The following is a 19,043-nucleotide window of genomic DNA, read 5'->3' on the forward strand; positions in this document are numbered from 1 at the left end:
TTTAATTTATAATAATTTTTACCGTTGCGAGCCGGTGTTGTTTTGTGTCTGTCCGGCAAACAATATAGGGCCCGGCTGGCCATCCGCTCACATCTATCACACGACTGATTTTATTTGATAATAGCTGTTCACGATAAACAGTATGCCCGTAAAGATTATAAATTTCAAGAAAATCGTTTGCATCTGCTGACTGTGTGGAGATAGTAAGTTTGCCCGTTGTCGGAACCGGGTAAACCAGTAGTTGTTCATTATTAATAAGCGACAAGGTATCAGGCGCCGATATTATCAAACAGGGTTCTGGCGTTGACGCAACTGCAGTATCCAGCTTATCATAATCAAAAATACCCCATGCATATTCACCTTTTTCGATATGATTCAGGGTGAAGAATCCGCGTTTATCGGAATGAGAACCAGAAAAATTCTGTACAACATCTGTCAGTATTTCCCAATCATACCGAGCCGAAGGTCTGAAAAGCATGACCAGGCTGTCTTCGCTGTTTGTAATCAGTGAATTGTCGAGAAAGCCGCCGGTAGTGGAGGTACCATTGTATTGCAATATCGCACTTGCATCAAATCCTGCTGGCAGGATACCATCGATCTTCCAGTAATGGTAGTGTGATATATGCAGTCCTTCCACCGGCACTTTAAAAGGATCGGGCGGCACATAATTATGCTCCACTCTGATGAAAGCAGAATCCTGCAAGTCGGATACATTGAGTGTGACACCAGCATTAGTGAAAGTATACGTTCCGGTTTGTTTAATGGTATTCATTCCGGCAGTAATGGCATCAGAAATTTTTTCCGACAGATCGAGTCCTGCATATTCCGGATAAAAGGGCAAGACGACAGAAAAGATACCACACTGACCATTCATCAGCATGTCTTCCACCTGCATATTCCAATATTTATCTTTGAAAGTTACCTTGAGCGGAACATTTTTATAATAGTGTGGCGCATGATCCAGTCGCTGCTTGATAAAAACATTCACTGCATACTGATTCTGCAGCGGTGAAACCTGCAGAGAATCTATTGAAAACTGCGGAAACCCCGGATTGAAAATCCAGTCATCAAAAAAGTCAGTGAGATCGATTCCCGAACAACTTGAAAGAAAATCACGAAGATCTTCACTCGCCGCATCGCGAAAGGCAAATTCAGTAAGGTAATTGGTGATGCAATCAAAGAAAACTGAATCTCCGAGATATCCGCGAAGTGTATGCACCATGTCCGCGCCTTTATCATATACTGTTGTACTATATGTAAAATCGTGTTGAACACCGGAGACAGGCAGGTATTGACCATCACCAAGCGGTGTATGTGCATAATGAACAACCTTTGCATGGTTATCAGCGATGGAGAGGTCATACGCCGGCCGGCCATATACTTCTTCAAGAAACAACCTTTCACAGTATACAGCCCATCCTTCATTGAGCCACATGTCTTCCTGTGTCCGGCAGGTTACCAGGTCGCCGAACCAATGATGTGACAATTCATGCACGTAAAAACTCTCCCAGTCCAAAGTACCATTGGCCATAAAAATGGGGTATGCGATATTTGTTGCATGCTCCATTGCACCATTGGAAAAAGGCACGAGTGAATACCCGACCTTATTCCACCGGTAAGGTCCGAATGCATTTTCAAATACCGATAATGCATCCTTGATATGCACAAATGAATTTTTCATTTTGGTAGTATCGGTGGCAATGGCACCGAACATAACCGGAATTGTATCCGCAAGACCGTAATAAGAATCATAAGCAGGTGCATAGTTTCCTACCGCTACACAGGCAAGGTAGCTTGGAATGGTTTGCATCATCTCCCAGTTCCATGTTGTTGTGCCGTTGCCGTTTTGTATTGATGAAGAAAGTGCGCCGTTACATAAGGCCATCTTTGTATCGGCTGTAGTTATCGAAAAGTGAAAGGTGCTGCGCTCAACGAAATTATCGAAACAGGGAAACCAGGCCCGCCCAAATGGATGCGGATCAGCATCAAATCCCACTCCCAGGTTGTACGCGTAGTCTTGTGTGAAATAAAACCCTCCCCAGCCGGAAACATCGGCAGTGGGAACACCATGGTAATAGACTACTACCACAGCGGAATCGCCGGCATCCAGGGTACTGAGCAGATACACGCGCAGTAAAAGGTTATTACTGTATGTGAAGATGATCTGCTGATTGTTTTGTGTGACTGAATCGACAGAAAAGCCAAGCAGGTCGAGGTCGATATAGGAACAATCCGATATTTTCGAACGGAAAGTAACTGCGCAGTTTCCGGCAATAACCTTGGTAGTAAAATCAACGATTGCAAGATCTATATGATAGTCGAGTATATCAATTGAATCGCTGCGCGTATTCTCAGCTAGTATGCCTTCCGTTTTAGGTGATACCCCATTTTCAAATAAAGACATCAGTGACCGTTTGCTTCCAAACGGAGCTGCTTCCTGGGCAATATTTTCTTTAGAAACCAGGAGGAAACACATTAAAGCTATCCAGTTAAAAAAACGTATTCCTTTCATACCGTTAAATGCAATGGCAGGTGCAGTGCGAAATCCGTTCCTTCACCTATTAATACTGTTCATTTTCATTGGGGAAATCCTCCAGCTTCACATCATCAATGTATCTGGACACCGCCCCTTTTACTTCGTCATACAGATTAAGGTACCTCCGTAAGAAGCGAGGTTTGAATTCTTTATTGATACCTAACATGTCATGAATGACCAGCACCTGCCCGTCCACTTTACTTCCGGCACCGATACCAATGATCGGAATTTTAACGGCCGCGGCAACATCAGCAGCCAATGCCGCTGGTATCTTCTCCAGCACAATGGAAAAGCAACCCACCTGCTCGAGCAACATGGCATCTTCCCGTAAACGCTGTGCTTCAGCTTCTTCCTGAGCGCGTACCACATAAGTACCAAATTTGTAAATAGACTGCGGCGTGAGGCCTAAATGCCCCATAACAGGTACACCTGCAGAAACAATGCGTTCTACGGAATCTCTCACTTCTCGCCCTCCTTCCAGTTTTACAGCATGAGCACCTGATTCCTTCATGATGCGGATAGCTGAATTAAGCGCCTCTTTCGAGTTTCCCTGGTAAGAACCAAATGGCAGGTCAACCACTACCAGTGCACGGCTGATGCCACGCACAACAGAAGAGGCATGATAAATCATCTGATCCAGTGTGATGGGCAGCGTGGTTTCATGACCGGCCATCACGTTAGAAGCAGAGTCGCCTACCAATATCACATCAATGCCCGCAGCATCCACAATTTTGGCAATAGAATAATCATATGCGGTGAGCATTGAAATTTTGACACCTTCTTCCTTCATCTCACGCAAAGTATGCGTGGTAATTTTTTTTGCACTCCTGAAGTCCGTCATGTTTTATGGGCTGGTATATGATGCAATAACGGATGCAAGGTAGGAATTGCATAGTTCTTTTGCGTTATCGCTCCTCATCCGCTTTCGCTGTGGTAAAGGATAGGCCTGATCAACTCTATTTTTTGCAGGAATTCAAAAAATAGCAGGTGTAATTACGTCACCGTTGTTGCAATACAGCCAAATAAAATCCATATTTGCCTGCAGCCGCAGTATCATTTGGAAGCTACCAATCCCATATCAATTACGGAAGATGTGCTGGTCTCCCGCCTTTTCAAAAAGGACCAACTCGCCTTTTCCTATCTCTATGATAATTATGCACCGGCATTGAATGGTGTCATCTATCGTATCGTTCAGGATGAGGCATCCGCTGAAGATGTCTTACAGGAAACTTTTCTGAAAATCTGGAATAACTTCTCACAATATGATAAGACGAAAGGAAAGCTGTTTACCTGGATTGTAAACATAGCCCGCAATCTTGCCATTGATCATACTCGTTCCAAGAGCTTCAGGAATCAGCAAAAAAACCTTGAAGTTGATAAAATCGTAGGTTTTATCGACACCAATAAAAGCACGTTGTTTAATCCGGACCAGATTGGATTAAAGAGTATGCTTGACAAACTCAAGCCGGAACAACGGGAGATTCTTGACCTCGTGTATTTTAATGGTTATACACAGGCAGAGGTTGCAAATCAATTAGGCATCCCGTTAGGGACTGTCAAGACCAAGATCAGAATGGCACTAATTCAACTGAGGTCCATTGTTTAAAAAGTGAATACGCAAGATTACATATCATCCGGAGTGCTTGACTTGTATGTGACAGGGCTTTTATCAGTGGAAGAGATGAGAGATGTGGAGATGAAAGCCTGCCAGCATGTGGAAGTGAAAAAGGAATTGCTTTCATTGCAGACGGCACTTGAACATTTTGCCTTCCGGTATGCTATAAGCCCAAGGCCAGAAGCCAAGGAGAGAATCATGCAGGCCATCCTCAAAAAAAGTGAAACGGCCCATGAAGCTTCCGCTACTACGTCACCCGCTGATCAACAGACACCTGTTCCGGAAACAATCGTCAGGAAGATCAGTCCATCGTTGCCGGTTACAGCAAAATTGCTGATGGCAGCCTGCCTCGCGCTGCTGGCAGTTATGAGCGGTACTACCTATTACTTCTACCATCAGTTCAGCCATGCCAGTGAGCAAGTGGCACTACTTGAAGTGCAGCAGGCCGGTATATTGAAACAGGTTGATGCACTGCAGCATATTGCAGATAAAACCGCTGAAAATGTACAGATGCTCACCGATGTGAACACGGTGCGGGTTACCATGAAGGGAACAGAAAAATCACCCGCAAGCATGGCTTTTGTTTATTGGAACACGGCATCGAAAGCGGTATATCTGGATATTAAAACCTTGCCGCCAGCTGCAGCGAACCGGCAGTATCAGTTGTGGTTTATTGACCCACAGACCGGCCCGGTGAGCGCCGGTGTGTTTGATGTGAAGACCGGTGAAATCATACAAATGATTAATGCCAATACAGCCGCTGCCTTTGCGGTTACACTTGAACCGCTTGGCGGAAGCATCAACCCGACATTGGATCAACTGTACATTATTGGCAATGTTGAGTCCTGAATACAAGGTTAATACAAGTACCTGCTGCCTGCTCTTTTAAAATCAACCACTATTCATTCACATTAGAAACCACGGGATGTATTCCGCTGAAGAACAAAAAAAACTGATTGCACGCACTACCCAATTGCTGAAAGCGACAACTGGTAATGAGTTGCCGGCACAGCCTGATCACATACTGATCAATGACCTTCGGGAAGTGATTCGTTATCATGAATGGCGTTATTATGTTTTATCAGAGCCTGTGATCGCCGACGCTGAATATGATCAGCTTTACACCTCCTTAAAAAAACTGGAAGAAAAATTTCCTGCCATAATCACGCATGATTCACCTACGCAACGGGTGTCCTACGATCTCACCAAAGAATTTCCGGAAGTGCAGCATCTTGTTCCGATGCTGTCACTGGATAACTCCTATGATGCGGAAGATCTGCGCGACTGGGACAAAAGAGTGCGCGACCTGACCGCTGAAAAGGAGATCACCTATTGCATCGAACCAAAATTCGATGGTGCCGGGATCTCGATTGTGTATGAAAACGACCGTTTACAGCGCGGCGCTACAAGGGGCGATGGATCCGTTGGCGAAGAGATCACGAACAACATAAAGACATTGCGTTCTATCCCGCTTTCAGCGGCATTTTCAACATATGGCATTCATAAAATTGAAATCAGGGGAGAAGCACTGATCAACAAAGAATCCTTCAAACAGCTGAACAGTAAACGGCTGGAAGAAAACATACCTCCGCTGGCAAATGCCCGTAATGCCGCCTCCGGTGGTTTACGACAACAGGATCCGAAAGATGTGGCCGAAAGGAAACTGGAAGCTTTTTTATACCACATCAGCTTCGCAGAAGATGCAACTGAAAAAAATTTACTGGGGACAACACTTTCCAATCATGCCGGAAATATTGAGATGTTATATGCACTGGGCTTCAAGACTCCGCAAAGTGAACTGAAAAAAGTCAGCGGCATTGACGCTGTGATTGAAACCTGCATATCCTTTGAAAAGAAAAGAGAATCACTTGCCTATGAAATTGACGGCCTGGTAATTAAAGTGAATGAGCTCATTCTTCAGCAAAAATGTGGTTACACTGCTCATCATCCCCGTTGGGCTATTGCTTATAAGTTTGCTGCAAAGCAGGCGACAACAGTGCTGAAAAAGGTAGAATTTCAGGTTGGACGCACGGGTGCGGTTACGCCAGTGGCTAAACTCGAGCCTGTTGAACTGGCAGGCGTAACCATTTCCAGCATTTCCATGTTCAATGAAGATTTTATTAATGAAAAAGATATCCGCTTAGGTGACCGCGTGCTGATCGAGCGTGCCGGTGAAGTGATTCCTTATATCGTGATGGCGGTTAAAGAAGGCAGAACCGGTGATGAAGAGAAAATCATTTTTCCTGCTCATTGCCCTTCCTGTAATGAATTACTTTTTAAGCCGGAAGACGAAGTGAACTGGCGGTGTATCAATATCAATTGTCCTGCGCAGGTAGCAGAACGGCTCATCCATTTTGTCTCAAAAGATGCAATGGATATTAAAGGATTAGGAGCAGCCACCATTCAGGATTTTGTGGACAGAGGTCTGCTGAAAACAATACCTGATATCTATCATCTCGACTATGAAAGCATCCGGGCTTTGGAAGGATGGAAAGATAAATCCGTCAACAATCTCAAAACCGGTATTGAGGCCTCAAAGAAACAACCATTGCACAGGATTATTTTCGGTATCGGCATTCGTTTCATTGGTGAAACCACGGCAAAAAAGCTGGCGGAACAGATACATGACATTACCGATCTCAAAGACTGGACCGTTGAGCAACTGATGAGTATCGAAGACATCGGGCCCAAAGTGGCCAGCAGCCTTTATGATTTTTTCCATACGGAGATGAATCTTCGGATGATTGAATCATTGCGCAGCGCCGGTGTCAACCTGGTACATGAGAAAAGAAAGCAAAGTACGAAGGGCGCACTGGCGGGAAAAACATTCCTTTTTACAGGCACCTTAAAAATGAAACGTGCAGATGCAGAAAAAATGGTGGAAGAAAAAAGCGGCACCATCCTCGGGTCAGTAAGTGCGAAATTAAATTATCTGGTTGTTGGTGATGATGCCGGATCGAAACTGGAGAAGGCTAAAAAACTGGGGACCGTTTCCATTCTCGGAGAAGATGAATTTATGGCCATGATCAGTGCCATTTGATCTGAGGCTTATATGAAAATTTATTTTCTTCAGACATGCATCCGTAGCATGTTAACCTGCGCATCATTATTTTATACGGTGCATCGTGATGCAACAGCCGAAAATATCTGCTAATTTGCACCGGAAAGGCCGGTAAAAACCCGACCGATAAAACGCTTTCATCGCCATTCCTGAAACCGACTTTTATGAGAAATCTGAATGTAGCCACTGGATTTTTTGCCATCATGATGGTATCATTTTTTGCATGCAATCAACCTAAACCTGTGCCGGTAGCAGACAAGGAACAGATTAAAAAAGAGATCCAGGATAAGGAGAATGAATTTGCCGCAACCTACAATGCCGGAATACTGAAAAACATAGGATACTACGCGGATGATGCCATCTCGTTTTCACAAAATAAGCCGCCACTCGTAGGTAAAGCAGCAATCATTGAATATTTAAAAGCCGGTATGGATTCATCATCCAGCGGCAATGAAATTTCATTTATTACCAACGAGGTTTTTCCATCCAGCGACGGAAACATGGTTGTTGAAATCGGATATTATAAATTGGTGGATTCCGCCAAGGTGACGATCAATACGGGCAACTACATGGTGCTCTTTGAAAAAAGAGATGGCAAATATGTAACTGTAAGAGATATGAGTGCATCCGATATGCCCATTGAATAAACGCCGTCTGCCCATTTGTGGTTGGCCGGTAGAATAAGATCTATCTTCTTCCTCCGCCAGCTCCTCTGCCGCCGCCGCCCATGGAGCGACCTCCACCCATGGAACCGCCGCCTGATGGCCGTGCTCCTCCCATGGAAGCACCACCACCGGATGGCCGGCTTCCCCCCGTATTAAATCGTGAAGCTCCGTTTGAACTTGGCCTTGTGTTAGCGGAATAATTGCCCGCGGGGCGATTGCCTGAAGTTGAGCCTTTTGACAAGCTGCTGCCGGCGGAAGTTCCCGGACGAGTACCCGTTGACGAACTGCCGGCTTTTGCAGCACCGGCGGATGATGCCGGCCGATTGCCTGATGATGATCCTTTTGTTGCGGCAGAGCCGGAAGATGTTCCGGGACGGCTGCTTACGGATGATCCGCCACCGGTGGATGTTCCCGGACGGTTATTCACCGATGCTCCGCTGCCGGTGGAAGTACCCGGCCGGTTACTGACCGAGGATCCATTCGACGGGCGCGTGCCGGGTGATGCATTATTCCTGTTATAACTGCCATTCGCCTTATTATGGTTTACCGTGTTGGAAGTGTTCCTGGAGCCATTATAATTGTTAAAATTATTGGTATTGTGAATCACCGTGGTATTACCATGATAGCCGTACCCGCCGTAGCCATGGTAGTAATAGTGATTATGAGCGTAAATGCTAAATGCCATTACGGAGAATGCAGCAAAATAGGGTGGATAATATCCATAGTAATAAGGTGGAGCATACGGCACATATGCAGGTGAATAAACATACTGTACTATAGGTGCCTGCTCTACTATAACGGTGGTACTGGAAGCCGGGGCACTCACCACAACCGTATCATTGCCAGTATAACCGGGATTCGCCGTAACCGAAGCTTTTTTTGATTCCGTGAGTTCAACAATGTAATCTTCGCCATACAGATCCTTATCCCCTACAATCTGCATCGTCACTTTCTTATTCTTATCCTTCGATACGAGTATAACGGCCACATCTTGTTTTTCGGTTTTTGATACATCTACCTGGAGAATAAAAGTGAAATCGTCGCCTTCATTCTTTGTCAGCACTTTTATGAAATCGACTTTACCATCAAGGTTTAAATCCAGGTTATTCACTCCGGTTGATTCAAGATTGAGTGATTTCTCAAATTCTTCAATGGTCTTTGATTTTTGAAAAAGATCCAGCACGGCATACAAATCCAGGTTGTCGCCGGGCAGGCCCAAATAAGCTGAATCAGGTATTTCCTGATTTTCCTTCTGGCAAAATGCCGTACTGGTATTCAGGTTGATAACCAACACTACGACAAAACCGAATAATAAGCGGTGTTTCATGTTTACTTAATTTGTGATTGTAAAAGTACTTATTTTATCATCTCTGCCAGGTACCAAGGAGTTGCTAAAATAATATGGCGGCCTCATGCAGCCTGCCGGTTCGACTGCACTTTTCAATAGCACTAAATTGATTCAAATCATTACGTGCTGACTGAACAACCGCCGGTAGAGCAGCTATGACCAGCAATGTTATTACGGCCATTACCGGATTTACACAATCATTGAGAAAGAAAGAAAGAAAGTAATCAGTATTGCATGAAATGGTGTCCCACGGCTATTATTGCAGCCTATAAAAACACCGATTCTTTGATTTTCTGTATCGTTATTTTCGCTGCTACACGATATCTATTTACCTGGATCTTTTCGAATGGTTGCCATCAACATAAACGAATAGGCACCTAAAAAAGAGAAACGCCCCGTAAACCTTCCGGAGCGTTTCATTAAAACCCGTTAATCAGTATTATTCAATCACCAGTTTCTTCACACTTGTTTCGCCGTTCACTCCCAGCTTCACAAAGTAAATGCCTTTTGAAAGCGCTTGAGCGGTTTCAGCCTGTACCGATTGCTGATGACTTCCGGCAGATTGTTTTTCATTCGAAACCTGCATGATCTCCCTTCCGGTTACATCTATGACGGAAACACGTACATCAGAGGCTTCAGTAAGGCTATACGCTAGCGTAAAAGCGCCATTGTTAGGATTCGGGAAAATGGCAAGCGATGCGCTGCTGCTGCCGGCAGGTGATTGGATACCTACACCATATTCCGATACCATAATGTCGTCTATATAAAAATTGTTACCATAGCTTCCACCCGTAAACTCAAATTTGAAACGGATATTGGGTTGTGCTACAATAGTAGGCAAAGCAACCGTTGCAGTTCCCCAGGTAGCCGAGGTTGCAGAAGGCGTAAAGTAAGTGCCCCATGCACCATTATTAACCAGGTCAAGCCCATCCCGTATGCTTCTCAGCATCCATGTCTCCCCGCAATTGGAAGAAGTGTAAATTTTCAGCACATCATTAATGTTGTTGACATTAGCGCTTTTTGAAGCGCCGGCATACCGGAACGAAAGGATAATCTCACCCATTCCGGAAAGATCCATGGAAGGACTGATGATGTAATCCACATCGCCCTGATCCCCATTGAAATTATCAACGCGGATACTGTTCGAACCGTCATAAGCCGCATTTGTTGCAAGCGCCCACTCTGATCCGTTATTGTCCACATTTCTGAATATCCAGTCGTTATTAACTTTATCAATATTTTCAAAATCCTCATAATAGTAGTGTCCGTAAGTGGCAGCCGGCGCACTTACATAAATGTCTTTAGAGATGCTGCTGGAACCGGCATCATTGGCTGCGGTAAGGGTGATCGTGTGTTTTCCCGGTTCATTAAATACCACCACCGGATTTTCTTCCGTAGAGGATGAAGGTGTGCCGCCGGGAAATTCCCACGACCATGATGTAGCTGTTCCACTCCATGAAAAATTTTTAAATGTAATATCCGCACCCTGGCAGATATTATAAAAATTGGGATTGAAGTCAGCCCGAGGAGCACATTCCGCAACATAACCATCATTGGTGCCGGTAGCAATGAGGTTACTCTCTGTCCAGAGGTTATTACGGCCGGAAACAGGATTGTTTAGTACGCCTCTCATAATGGCAATCTGCCCTTCTGTAAACATCTTTGAGCAATAGGAATACTCCATGTAATTCTGTATATTTTCAATCACACCGGCATTGCATACTGCCCCATTCAGGTTACAACTGGTCCATCCTTTTGTTTCAGGCGTATCCTGCACGCCGTCATCACCGCATTCAACGCCGGGCGAGTTAGTACTGCCCCAGGTATGCGGAAGGTTCAGGTAATGTCCGATCTCATGTGTCAGCGCCCGTGAGGTGAGGACACTGCTCGTACCTATGGATCCGATGTAATCGCTCAGTATCATGATGCCATCGTAAGGTGCCAGGAATCCGGCAACCGATGAAGGATAATACGCATAACCTGCCACGCCGTTCTGCATCTTGTTCACCGTCCACACATTCAAATACATATTTCTCGGCCACTGTGAAAGTTTAGATCCATCGTTGCCCTGGTAGGTTTCATGTGATTGAATACGGTCAATGCCGGTAGTACAACCGCCGCCCGGTGTCTTCTTTGCCAGCCTGAACTCGATATGCGCATCACCGGCAATACCTAAAAATGCATTTACTATAGCAGCCGTATCTGCATTTAGTTTGCGGTAATCTTCATTCAACACCCGTACTTGGTCTTCAACCTGTTCATCGGAAATAAATTCACTGCCATAGTTGTGCACCACATGGAAAACAACCGGGATGATATAAATTTCATTTTCATCTCTGGTGTTGCCTGATGCTGCCACCTGGTCATGGATTTTTTGATTGTATTCCTGTTGTTGCTGCCACAACTCCGGGTATTGTTGCCAGAGGAACTGTTGCATTTCTGTGGCACCGCAGTGATTAAAATCCTGCGAAAATGCTGCCTCGTGGAAAAGGGTTATGACGGTGAAGATGGCAAGTAATGCTGCTACATTTTTTTTCATTCAGATGGGTTTAAGGTTTAATCATTAATGTGGGATGAAACATTGGAAAGCATCTGCCGCTTAAGCTGTTTGATGAAAGATGCAAGATGCATGAGTTATTAAATCAAGCGCATGACCTTTAACACTGATTTCCACACTGCGAAAAACAAGGCAGTACCCCATATAGTTACACAAAATAATAAAAAGCAAGATGGCGGGTACCCGTTTTTTCAACGCTTAAATTTTCGACAAATGTATTGAAAAAGACCGGTGTTTCATCCGGCGATTTCTATTGCCGCAAATTCTGACAATTAAGTTACAAACACCTGAAAGTCAATAGCGGGTCCGGCAATTTTTTCAAATCGAACTTCAATTAATTACTTTGCACAACGCTTATAGCCGACCTTATGGATTTTGTTGCGATTGATTTTGAAACCGCTAATGAACTTTCCACCAGCGCCTGTGAATTGGGCATTGCCGTGGTGCGCAATTACAAGGTGACTGATACGGCCTCTTTCCTCATCCGGCCACCTGATCTTCGCTTTAATCCGTTTAATACCATGCTGCATGGCATTGGGGCCGAACAGGTAACCGATCAGCCTGATTTCAAGGAGCTATGGCCACGATTGCTGCCCTATTTCACCAACCAGTTATTGATTGCCCATAATGCAGGTTTTGATATGCATGTGCTGCGAAGCCTGCTGATGCATTATGAAATTTCTTTCAGCGAAATGCCCTTTACCTGCAGCATTAAGGTAGCGAAAAAAGTGTGGAAAGAACATCAACGATACGGTTTGAAATCTCTCACCAAGATTCTGGGCATTGAGTTAGATCACCATCATGCCGAATCAGATGCCAGGGCCTGCGCCCTGATTGCCAGCATGGCATTTCGTGAAAACCAAGTCAGCATCATGGAAGAGATTACCACCAAACTGCATATATATTTAGGAGGCATCACTCCGGAAAAGCTGATCTCTACACGCAACAAGCCGGAGCTGGTCAGGAAAGGCAAACGTTACTACTATCGTGAGATGGAATGATGATCAGCTTGCTTAGCTTGTTACAATCCTGTATGGACTGCATGAGTTTTAATGACCTGCGTTTTACCTGAAAAAGCTTTCGGATCAATCTTAGGTTCCTGCCAAAGCCGTATTCTTCCTATTTTCGTTCTTCTTCCGTGATTCAAAAACTCAATATTGAAGATTTTTTGCAGCAGTCGGCAGGCCATCCGGTCATTGATGTACGGTCGCCTGCTGAGTTTCTGCATGCTCATATTCCAGGCGCCATCAGTCTTCCTTTGTTTTCTGATGATGAACGTGCCATAGTTGGTACTCTCTACAAGCAGCAAGGCCGTGAAGCAGCGATGATGAAAGCGCTTGAATGGTATGGCATAAACATGCAGCGTATCATCAGCGATCTTGCAAAAATCACAAACGATAAACAGCTGTTTGTGCATTGCTGGCGTGGTGGCATGCGCAGTGGTGTGGTAGCCTGGATGCTTGACCTTTTCGGATATAAGGTAAGTACCCTCAACAAAGGCTATAAAGCATACCGGTCGAAGGTGCTGGAGTCATTCAGCGAATCAAGAAAGCTGGTGATTCTGGGAGGTAAAACCGGCTCTGCAAAAACTGCCATCATTCAGGAACTGATCAGAGATTCATCGCAGGTGATTGACCTTGAGCAACTGGCCTGTCATAAAGGTTCTGCTTTTGGCGCTTTGGGTGAACCGCCTCCCCCATCACAGGAACAGTTTGAAAATGACCTGTTCATGAAATTCCGGCAGACGAATGCAGCGCTTCCACTGCTGCTGGAAGATGAAAGCCAGCGTATCGGACCGGTGAACATTCCCAACGCTTTATGGGCACAGATGAGAAATGCACCGGTATTATACCTTGAAATTCCATTTGAGGAAAGACTGCAACACCTGCTAAAAACTTATGGCAGCTACAACGCAGGTGATTTGGCGGCTTCCACCTTGCGCATACGTAAACGGTTGGGTGGACTGCAAACCACGAATACCATTGAGCTGCTTGAAAACGGAGATTACAACAGCGCTTTTTCCATCCTGTTGCATTATTACGACAAAACCTATGCACGTGCTACGGAACAGCGAAATGCCGACTTGATTTACCGTATTGAATCCACAACAACAGATCCGGAGATCAATGCGTCACTGGTTCTGAAGGCAATGAATAACATTTTCTCCACAGCACAGAACACACACAACTGACAATAAGATGCTGCAACAGGGTTATCATCCTGCGCTCATCATAAATTAAAATATAGCCACGGGAAAGGCTGCCTGAATTGTATAATGAGCAAATCAGAAAATCTATATGGTAGCCTTGCGGTTCTCTCCCATTCATTTCAAAAAATCTGCTAAGCATACCGCGTGAACACTACTTTTGCCTTAAATATCCGTCAGCCTGTTCAAACCACCGGACTTTTGTGTTTTCATTAATAATGATAATTCATCTATAGCCTGGTTTACAATTCGCAACGAAAACGATTGAAACCTTTGCAAAAAGAAACAGACAACTAAATTATGCCAGCAGATAAAATAAAGCTCACCCAATTCAGTCATGGCGCAGGATGCGGTTGCAAGATCGCCCCACTGGTGCTCGAGGAAATACTAAAAGGTTCAAGATCTGATCTGCTATTTCCGGGTTTGCTGGTTGGCAATGAATCAGGTGACGATGCAGCGGTGTATGCACTCTCCAACGGTGATTGCCTGATCAGCACAGCCGATTTTTTTATGCCGATTGTGGATGATGCTTTCGATTATGGAAGAATCGCTGCCACCAATGCCATCAGCGACATCTATGCGATGGGCGGCAGGCCGTTAATGGCTATCGCTTTGCTGGGCTGGCCGGTGGAAAAGTTGCCGGTTGCACTGGCTCAGCAAGTGCTACAAGGTGGCAAATCGATATGTACGCTTGCCGGTATTCCGTTAGCAGGCGGACATACCATTGACAGCCCGGAGCCAATCTTCGGATTAAGTGTGAGTGGATTGATTGAAAAAGAACATATCAAGCGAAACAATACGGCTAAGGCCGGCGATCTCCTGTTTCTTACCAAACCTATCGGTACCGGCATCCTTTCCACCGCCTTAAAAAGAAAGCTGATTGCAGCAGAAGCATTATCTCCTGCCATTGAGCTGATGTGTACACTCAACGATGCAGGCAGCCGCTTCGGCACGCTTGGATATGTGCATGCCATGACTGATGTAACCGGATTTGGTTTGCTTGGCCACTTGCTGGAGATGTGTGAAGGAAGCAGTCTGTCAGCCACCATTCGTTATGCTGACATTCAATTGATAGAAGGTGTGGAAGCACTGGCAAAGCAATTTGTAGCGCCTGACAATACTTTCAGAAACTGGAAAAGCTATGAACCGAAAGTGGAAGGCGTAACAGGCGAACGGCTGGTAACACTTTGCGATCCGCAGACCAGTGGCGGGCTGCTGATTGCCGTTGATGCAGCATCGGCTGTTGATTTTACAAAGCTGCTGCATGAATTGAAGATGGAAAAACACATGGAAGCCATTGGAATGTTGCATGAAAAAAAAGATGGCAAATGGGTGACGGTAGTTTGATCGGCAGCATTTATCAAATGAACAGCAACAACGGAATGATCCGTTCGCTTGTCCTGATTAATCATGCACCGCTATTCCTATGCTCTTCAGGGCCTGGATTTCGATCAGCAATTTGCTCACTTCAAAAGTGAATCTTCAGCTCTTCAGCACCATACAAGCTGCATATTTGAAATCCACACAATGCAATTTTATATTTTCGCATCGCGTTAGCCATTCTTCAATCAAAATTCCATTGCAGTTTTGTCAATAGTTGTTTCAGGACTTACAAAAATTTATGGCGGGCAACGTGCTGTTGATGGAATTTCCTTTGAAGTGAAGCCGGGGGAAGTGCTCGGGTTTCTGGGTCCAAACGGCGCCGGAAAATCCACCACCATGAAAATTCTAACCGGCTATATTCCGCAAAATGAAGGTCAGGCCGCAGTCTGCGGATTTGATATCGGGCAACAATCACTGGAAGCTCGAAAGCATATCGGATACCTTGCCGAAAACAACCCGCTTTATACCGATCTGTACGTGAAAGAATTTCTCCACTTTGTGGCGCGGCTGAACAGTGTAAAAAACAAATCAGCAAGGGTGCGTGAAATGGTTGGCATAACAGGTCTCGAAAAAGAACAGCATAAGAAAATCGGATCGCTTTCCAAAGGTTACCGGCAGCGTGTAGGTATTGCACAGGCATTGTTGCACGATCCCAAGGTGCTGATAATGGATGAACCTACTTCAGGTCTTGACCCTAATCAACTGGCGGAGGTTCGACAGCTTATCCAAGAGCTGGGTAAGGAAAAAACAGTGATTCTTTCCACCCATATCATGCAGGAAGTGCAGGCCATCTGCAACAGGGTCATCATCATCAATAAAGGAAAGATTGTGGCCGATGATACCATTGCAAGGCTGCAGCAGGCAACCGATGGAGGAAGCGCAATCCTCGTGTCTTTCAAACAGAGCGTAGATAAGAAGAGTTTATCGCAGATGAACGGCGTAAGTCATGTGGAAGCAACGGGCGTAAACAAGTGGAGAATTTATGGACAGCAGGGATTGCAGGAAGCGATATTCAAATATGCCGTCAGCAATCAGCTCACCATCACGGAACTGACGGCTGAGCAACAATCGCTGGAGGAAGTATTCAAGGAACTGACACGGGTTAACTGAAACACAAAGAATGAAAATCCTGTTTCGCGGCAGCGATAACAGGTGATTGACATGATAGCCATTTTCCGAAAAGAACTCACGGCATTTTTTTCATCCCTCACCGGCTATATCGCCATTGCGGTATTCCTGGTTTTGATGTCGCTCATCATGTGGGTGTTTCCCAACAATGCACTGGATAATGGTTATGCCACGCTGGATATATTATTCAGCAATGCTCCGCTGGTTTTCATGCTATTGATTCCCGCCATCACCATGCGCATGTTTTCAGAAGAAAAACGGGCAGGCACCATTGAGCTGCTGATTACCAGGCCGGTGACCGCCTTACAGATTGTACTGGGTAAATTTTTCGCAGCCTGGTTCCTCGTAGTTTTTGCCCTGCTGCCTACACTGCTCTATTATTACACCATCCGGGTTTTGGGATCACCGCCGGGCAACATTGACTCGGGTGCAAGCTGGGGCTCTTATATTGGCCTGGTATTGATCAGTGCTTCATTTGTTTCCATAGGGCTTTTTGCATCCGCGCTGACCGAAAATCAAATCGTCGCATTTGTTTTGTCAGCCTTCCTGAGCTTCATGGCCCTGCTCTCCTTTGATGCATTAAGCGGACTGGGGCTGTTCGGCGGCAAGGCAGATACCATCATACAGTCCATCGGCATGCAATATCATTACGATTCCATCAGCCGTGGGGTAGTTGATTCAAGTGACGTGGTTTACTTTTTGTCATTGGTGGTGATCTTTATTTTATGTACGAAAACAACATTGGACAGCCGTAAGTGGTAATACAGATTAAGCCCGCTGTTGCTTAATAATTAAAGCGGAATGAAGAAATGCCGGCTTGCCGGTTACTGCAGACTCATGACAAGAAGAAGAACATATAAACGGGATGCCTTGTTGCAGCTTTCGATCGTGATCGGTATCATCATCGCATTGAATGTATTGTCATCCGTTTTTTTTACACGCACGGATCTCACCTCAGACCGGCGCTACACGCTTACCGATTCAACGCGGCAGTTATTACGCAGGCTGGATGACGTTGTCTTTGTGAAAATCTATCTTGAAGGTGATTTTCCCGCAGGATTTAAACGTCTCGCAACAAGCACGAAAGAACTGCTGAATGAATTTAAAGTATATGGCGGCGACAGGATCCAATATGAGTTCGAAGATCCTACGAAAGGCAAAAGTGAAAAGGAGCTCAATGAAATATTGAAAGAATTTGCCCTGAAAGGACTGGAGCCTACCAATGTCAGGAACAATGCAGGAGATGAATACTCGGAGAAAATCATTGTTCCCGGCGCCCTCGTGAATTATAAAGGGCGGCAGGTAGCAGTCAATCTGCTGGAAAATACACCGGGCACGGCTGCACAGGAAGCACTGAATAACTCCGTTGCACACCTGGAAGATAAATTTGCGCAAGCTATTGAATCCATGTCGATGATTCGCAAACCCAGGATAGGAATCATCAGGGGACAAGGTGAGCTCGGCAATCTGGCAATGGCCGACTATGCCAAAAGCCTGTCGGCATTTTACGATCTGCAGGTCATTTATCCGGACAGCGTAACAGAAATAAAAAAAGATTTCAAAGCGATCATTATCGCAAAACCCACGCAATCATTCAGCGAGCAAAACAAATTCAAGATTGATCAATACCTGATGAATGGCGGAAAAATCCTGTGGCTGGTGGAAGCTTTGAATGCGGAACTTGACACGGTGGTAAAGCGGCGGTCGTTTATGACAACCGATTATCCGCTCAATCTCGAAGATCAGTTGTTCAGGTATGGCATACGTATTAATCCCGGCCTGCTGCTTGATCTGCAATGCAATCCCGTTCCCCTGCTCGTAAGCTATGAAGGAACCCAACCAAAATTCAACCTCTTTCCCTGCTATTACTTTCCGGTTTTCACACCTGAAGGAAATCATCCCATCAACAAGGGCATCAACGCCGTATCTTCTATGTTTACCGCATCGATAGACACGCTTGCGCTCAAAGAGGTCAGCAAAACGGTCCTGCTCACTTCAGGTGATCACAGCCGTTTCGTGTTTACACCCTGGCTGGTGGATTTCAAAGAGCTGAAGGCAAGGCCGGATGGTCAGCTTTACAACAAGAAAAAAGTAATGACGGCCGTATTACTCGAAGGCAGCTTTCCATCGATATTCGCCAACCGCATAGCGCCTGAAATGCTGCAGACACTGAGCGACTCATTGAAGATGCCTTTCAGGGAAAAGAGCGCCGAAACGAAAATGATTGTGATAGCAGATGGTGATATTGCCAGGAATGAAGTGAATGCGCAGGGTCAGCCGTTGCCGCTCGGATTCTATCGTTTCACCGGTGAATATTTCGGCAATCGTGACTTCCTCTTGAATTGCATGGACTATCTTACGGGCTATACGCAACACCTGGATACCCGTTCAAAAAAAGTGCAACTCAGGCTGCTCAATGCTGAGAAGGTGAAGGCAGAAAAAACGCGCTGGCAGTTAATCAATACATTGTTGCCGATTGGCCTGCTCCTCGCTTTTGCATTGCTCTTCAATCTCATCCGCCATCGCCAATACGCACACTAAGTG

14 protein-coding genes are annotated in these 19,043 nt (G+C 45.3%); 10 read left to right on the forward strand and 4 right to left on the reverse strand.

What is annotated here, in order from left to right:
* Position 1: 1 nt before the first annotated feature.
* Positions 2-2,512 carry a T9SS type A sorting domain-containing protein gene (locus tag K1X61_00715; GenBank protein MBX7107143.1) on the reverse strand — a complete coding sequence of 837 codons (2,511 nt, stop codon included), beginning with the start codon at positions 2,510-2,512 and terminating at the stop codon, positions 2-4.
* Positions 2,513-2,561: 49 nt separating this feature from the next.
* Positions 2,562-3,377: a 3-methyl-2-oxobutanoate hydroxymethyltransferase gene (gene panB / locus K1X61_00720; protein ID MBX7107144.1), complete on the reverse strand. Its 816-nt coding sequence runs from the start codon at positions 3,375-3,377 to the stop codon at positions 2,562-2,564.
* A 234-nt stretch (positions 3,378-3,611) separates the two neighbouring features.
* Here panB and K1X61_00725 point away from each other — a divergent pair, with 234 nt between their 5' ends.
* The 4 genes from K1X61_00725 to K1X61_00740 all read left to right on the forward strand — a co-directional run bounded on the left by K1X61_00725 (position 3,612) and on the right by K1X61_00740 (position 7,859).
* Positions 3,612-4,142, forward strand: a complete 531-nt coding sequence (locus tag K1X61_00725; protein ID MBX7107145.1) for a sigma-70 family RNA polymerase sigma factor — start codon at positions 3,612-3,614, stop codon at positions 4,140-4,142.
* Positions 4,143-4,145: 3 nt separating this feature from the next.
* Positions 4,146-5,000, forward strand: coding sequence for an anti-sigma factor (locus K1X61_00730; protein MBX7107146.1), 855 nt, complete (start codon positions 4,146-4,148; stop codon positions 4,998-5,000).
* Between the two features lie 76 nt (positions 5,001-5,076).
* Complete coding sequence (gene ligA / locus K1X61_00735) at positions 5,077-7,191, forward strand: NAD-dependent DNA ligase LigA (protein MBX7107147.1); 2,115 nt, start codon at positions 5,077-5,079, stop codon at positions 7,189-7,191.
* A gap of 185 nt (positions 7,192-7,376) precedes the next feature.
* The gene (locus tag K1X61_00740; protein ID MBX7107148.1) at positions 7,377-7,859 is read left to right on the forward strand and encodes a nuclear transport factor 2 family protein; all 483 of its coding nucleotides are present in this window, start codon (positions 7,377-7,379) and stop codon (positions 7,857-7,859) included.
* A gap of 40 nt (positions 7,860-7,899) precedes the next feature.
* Here the strand turns inward: K1X61_00740 and K1X61_00745 are convergent, their stop codons facing one another.
* Both K1X61_00745 and K1X61_00750 read right to left on the reverse strand, forming a co-directional pair.
* Positions 7,900-9,204, reverse strand: a complete 1,305-nt coding sequence (locus K1X61_00745; GenBank protein ID MBX7107149.1) for a hypothetical protein — start codon at positions 9,202-9,204, stop codon at positions 7,900-7,902.
* A 460-nt stretch (positions 9,205-9,664) separates the two neighbouring features.
* The gene (locus K1X61_00750; protein ID MBX7107150.1) at positions 9,665-11,764 is read right to left on the reverse strand and encodes a T9SS type A sorting domain-containing protein; all 2,100 of its coding nucleotides are present in this window, start codon (positions 11,762-11,764) and stop codon (positions 9,665-9,667) included.
* Positions 11,765-12,150: 386 nt separating this feature from the next.
* On the opposite strand from K1X61_00750, the gene K1X61_00755 reads away from it, so the two are divergent.
* The 6 genes from K1X61_00755 (at position 12,151) to gldG (ending at position 19,040) form a co-directional block, all read left to right on the forward strand.
* Positions 12,151-12,783 carry a 3'-5' exonuclease gene (locus K1X61_00755; protein MBX7107151.1) on the forward strand — a complete coding sequence of 211 codons (633 nt, stop codon included), beginning with the start codon at positions 12,151-12,153 and terminating at the stop codon, positions 12,781-12,783.
* Between the two features lie 137 nt (positions 12,784-12,920).
* On the forward strand, positions 12,921-13,973 hold the full coding sequence (mnmH, locus tag K1X61_00760) for a tRNA 2-selenouridine(34) synthase MnmH (GenBank protein ID MBX7107152.1): 1,053 nt from the start codon (positions 12,921-12,923) through the stop codon (positions 13,971-13,973).
* Between the two features lie 315 nt (positions 13,974-14,288).
* A complete protein-coding gene (selD, locus tag K1X61_00765) occupies positions 14,289-15,335 on the forward strand; it encodes a selenide, water dikinase SelD (GenBank protein ID MBX7107153.1) in 1,047 nt (348 codons plus the stop codon).
* Between the two features lie 240 nt (positions 15,336-15,575).
* A complete protein-coding gene (gene gldA / locus K1X61_00770; GenBank protein MBX7107154.1) occupies positions 15,576-16,481 on the forward strand; it encodes a gliding motility-associated ABC transporter ATP-binding subunit GldA in 906 nt (301 codons plus the stop codon).
* 51 nt (positions 16,482-16,532) lie between these two features.
* On the forward strand, positions 16,533-17,261 hold the full coding sequence (gldF, locus tag K1X61_00775) for a gliding motility-associated ABC transporter permease subunit GldF (protein ID MBX7107155.1): 729 nt from the start codon (positions 16,533-16,535) through the stop codon (positions 17,259-17,261).
* A gap of 39 nt (positions 17,262-17,300) precedes the next feature.
* On the forward strand, positions 17,301-19,040 hold the full coding sequence (gene gldG / locus K1X61_00780; protein MBX7107156.1) for a gliding motility-associated ABC transporter substrate-binding protein GldG: 1,740 nt from the start codon (positions 17,301-17,303) through the stop codon (positions 19,038-19,040).
* Positions 19,041-19,043: the final 3 nt, after the last annotated feature.

Source organism: Chitinophagales bacterium (assembly GCA_019694975.1).
GTDB lineage: Bacteria > Bacteroidota > Bacteroidia > Chitinophagales > UBA10324 > JACCZZ01.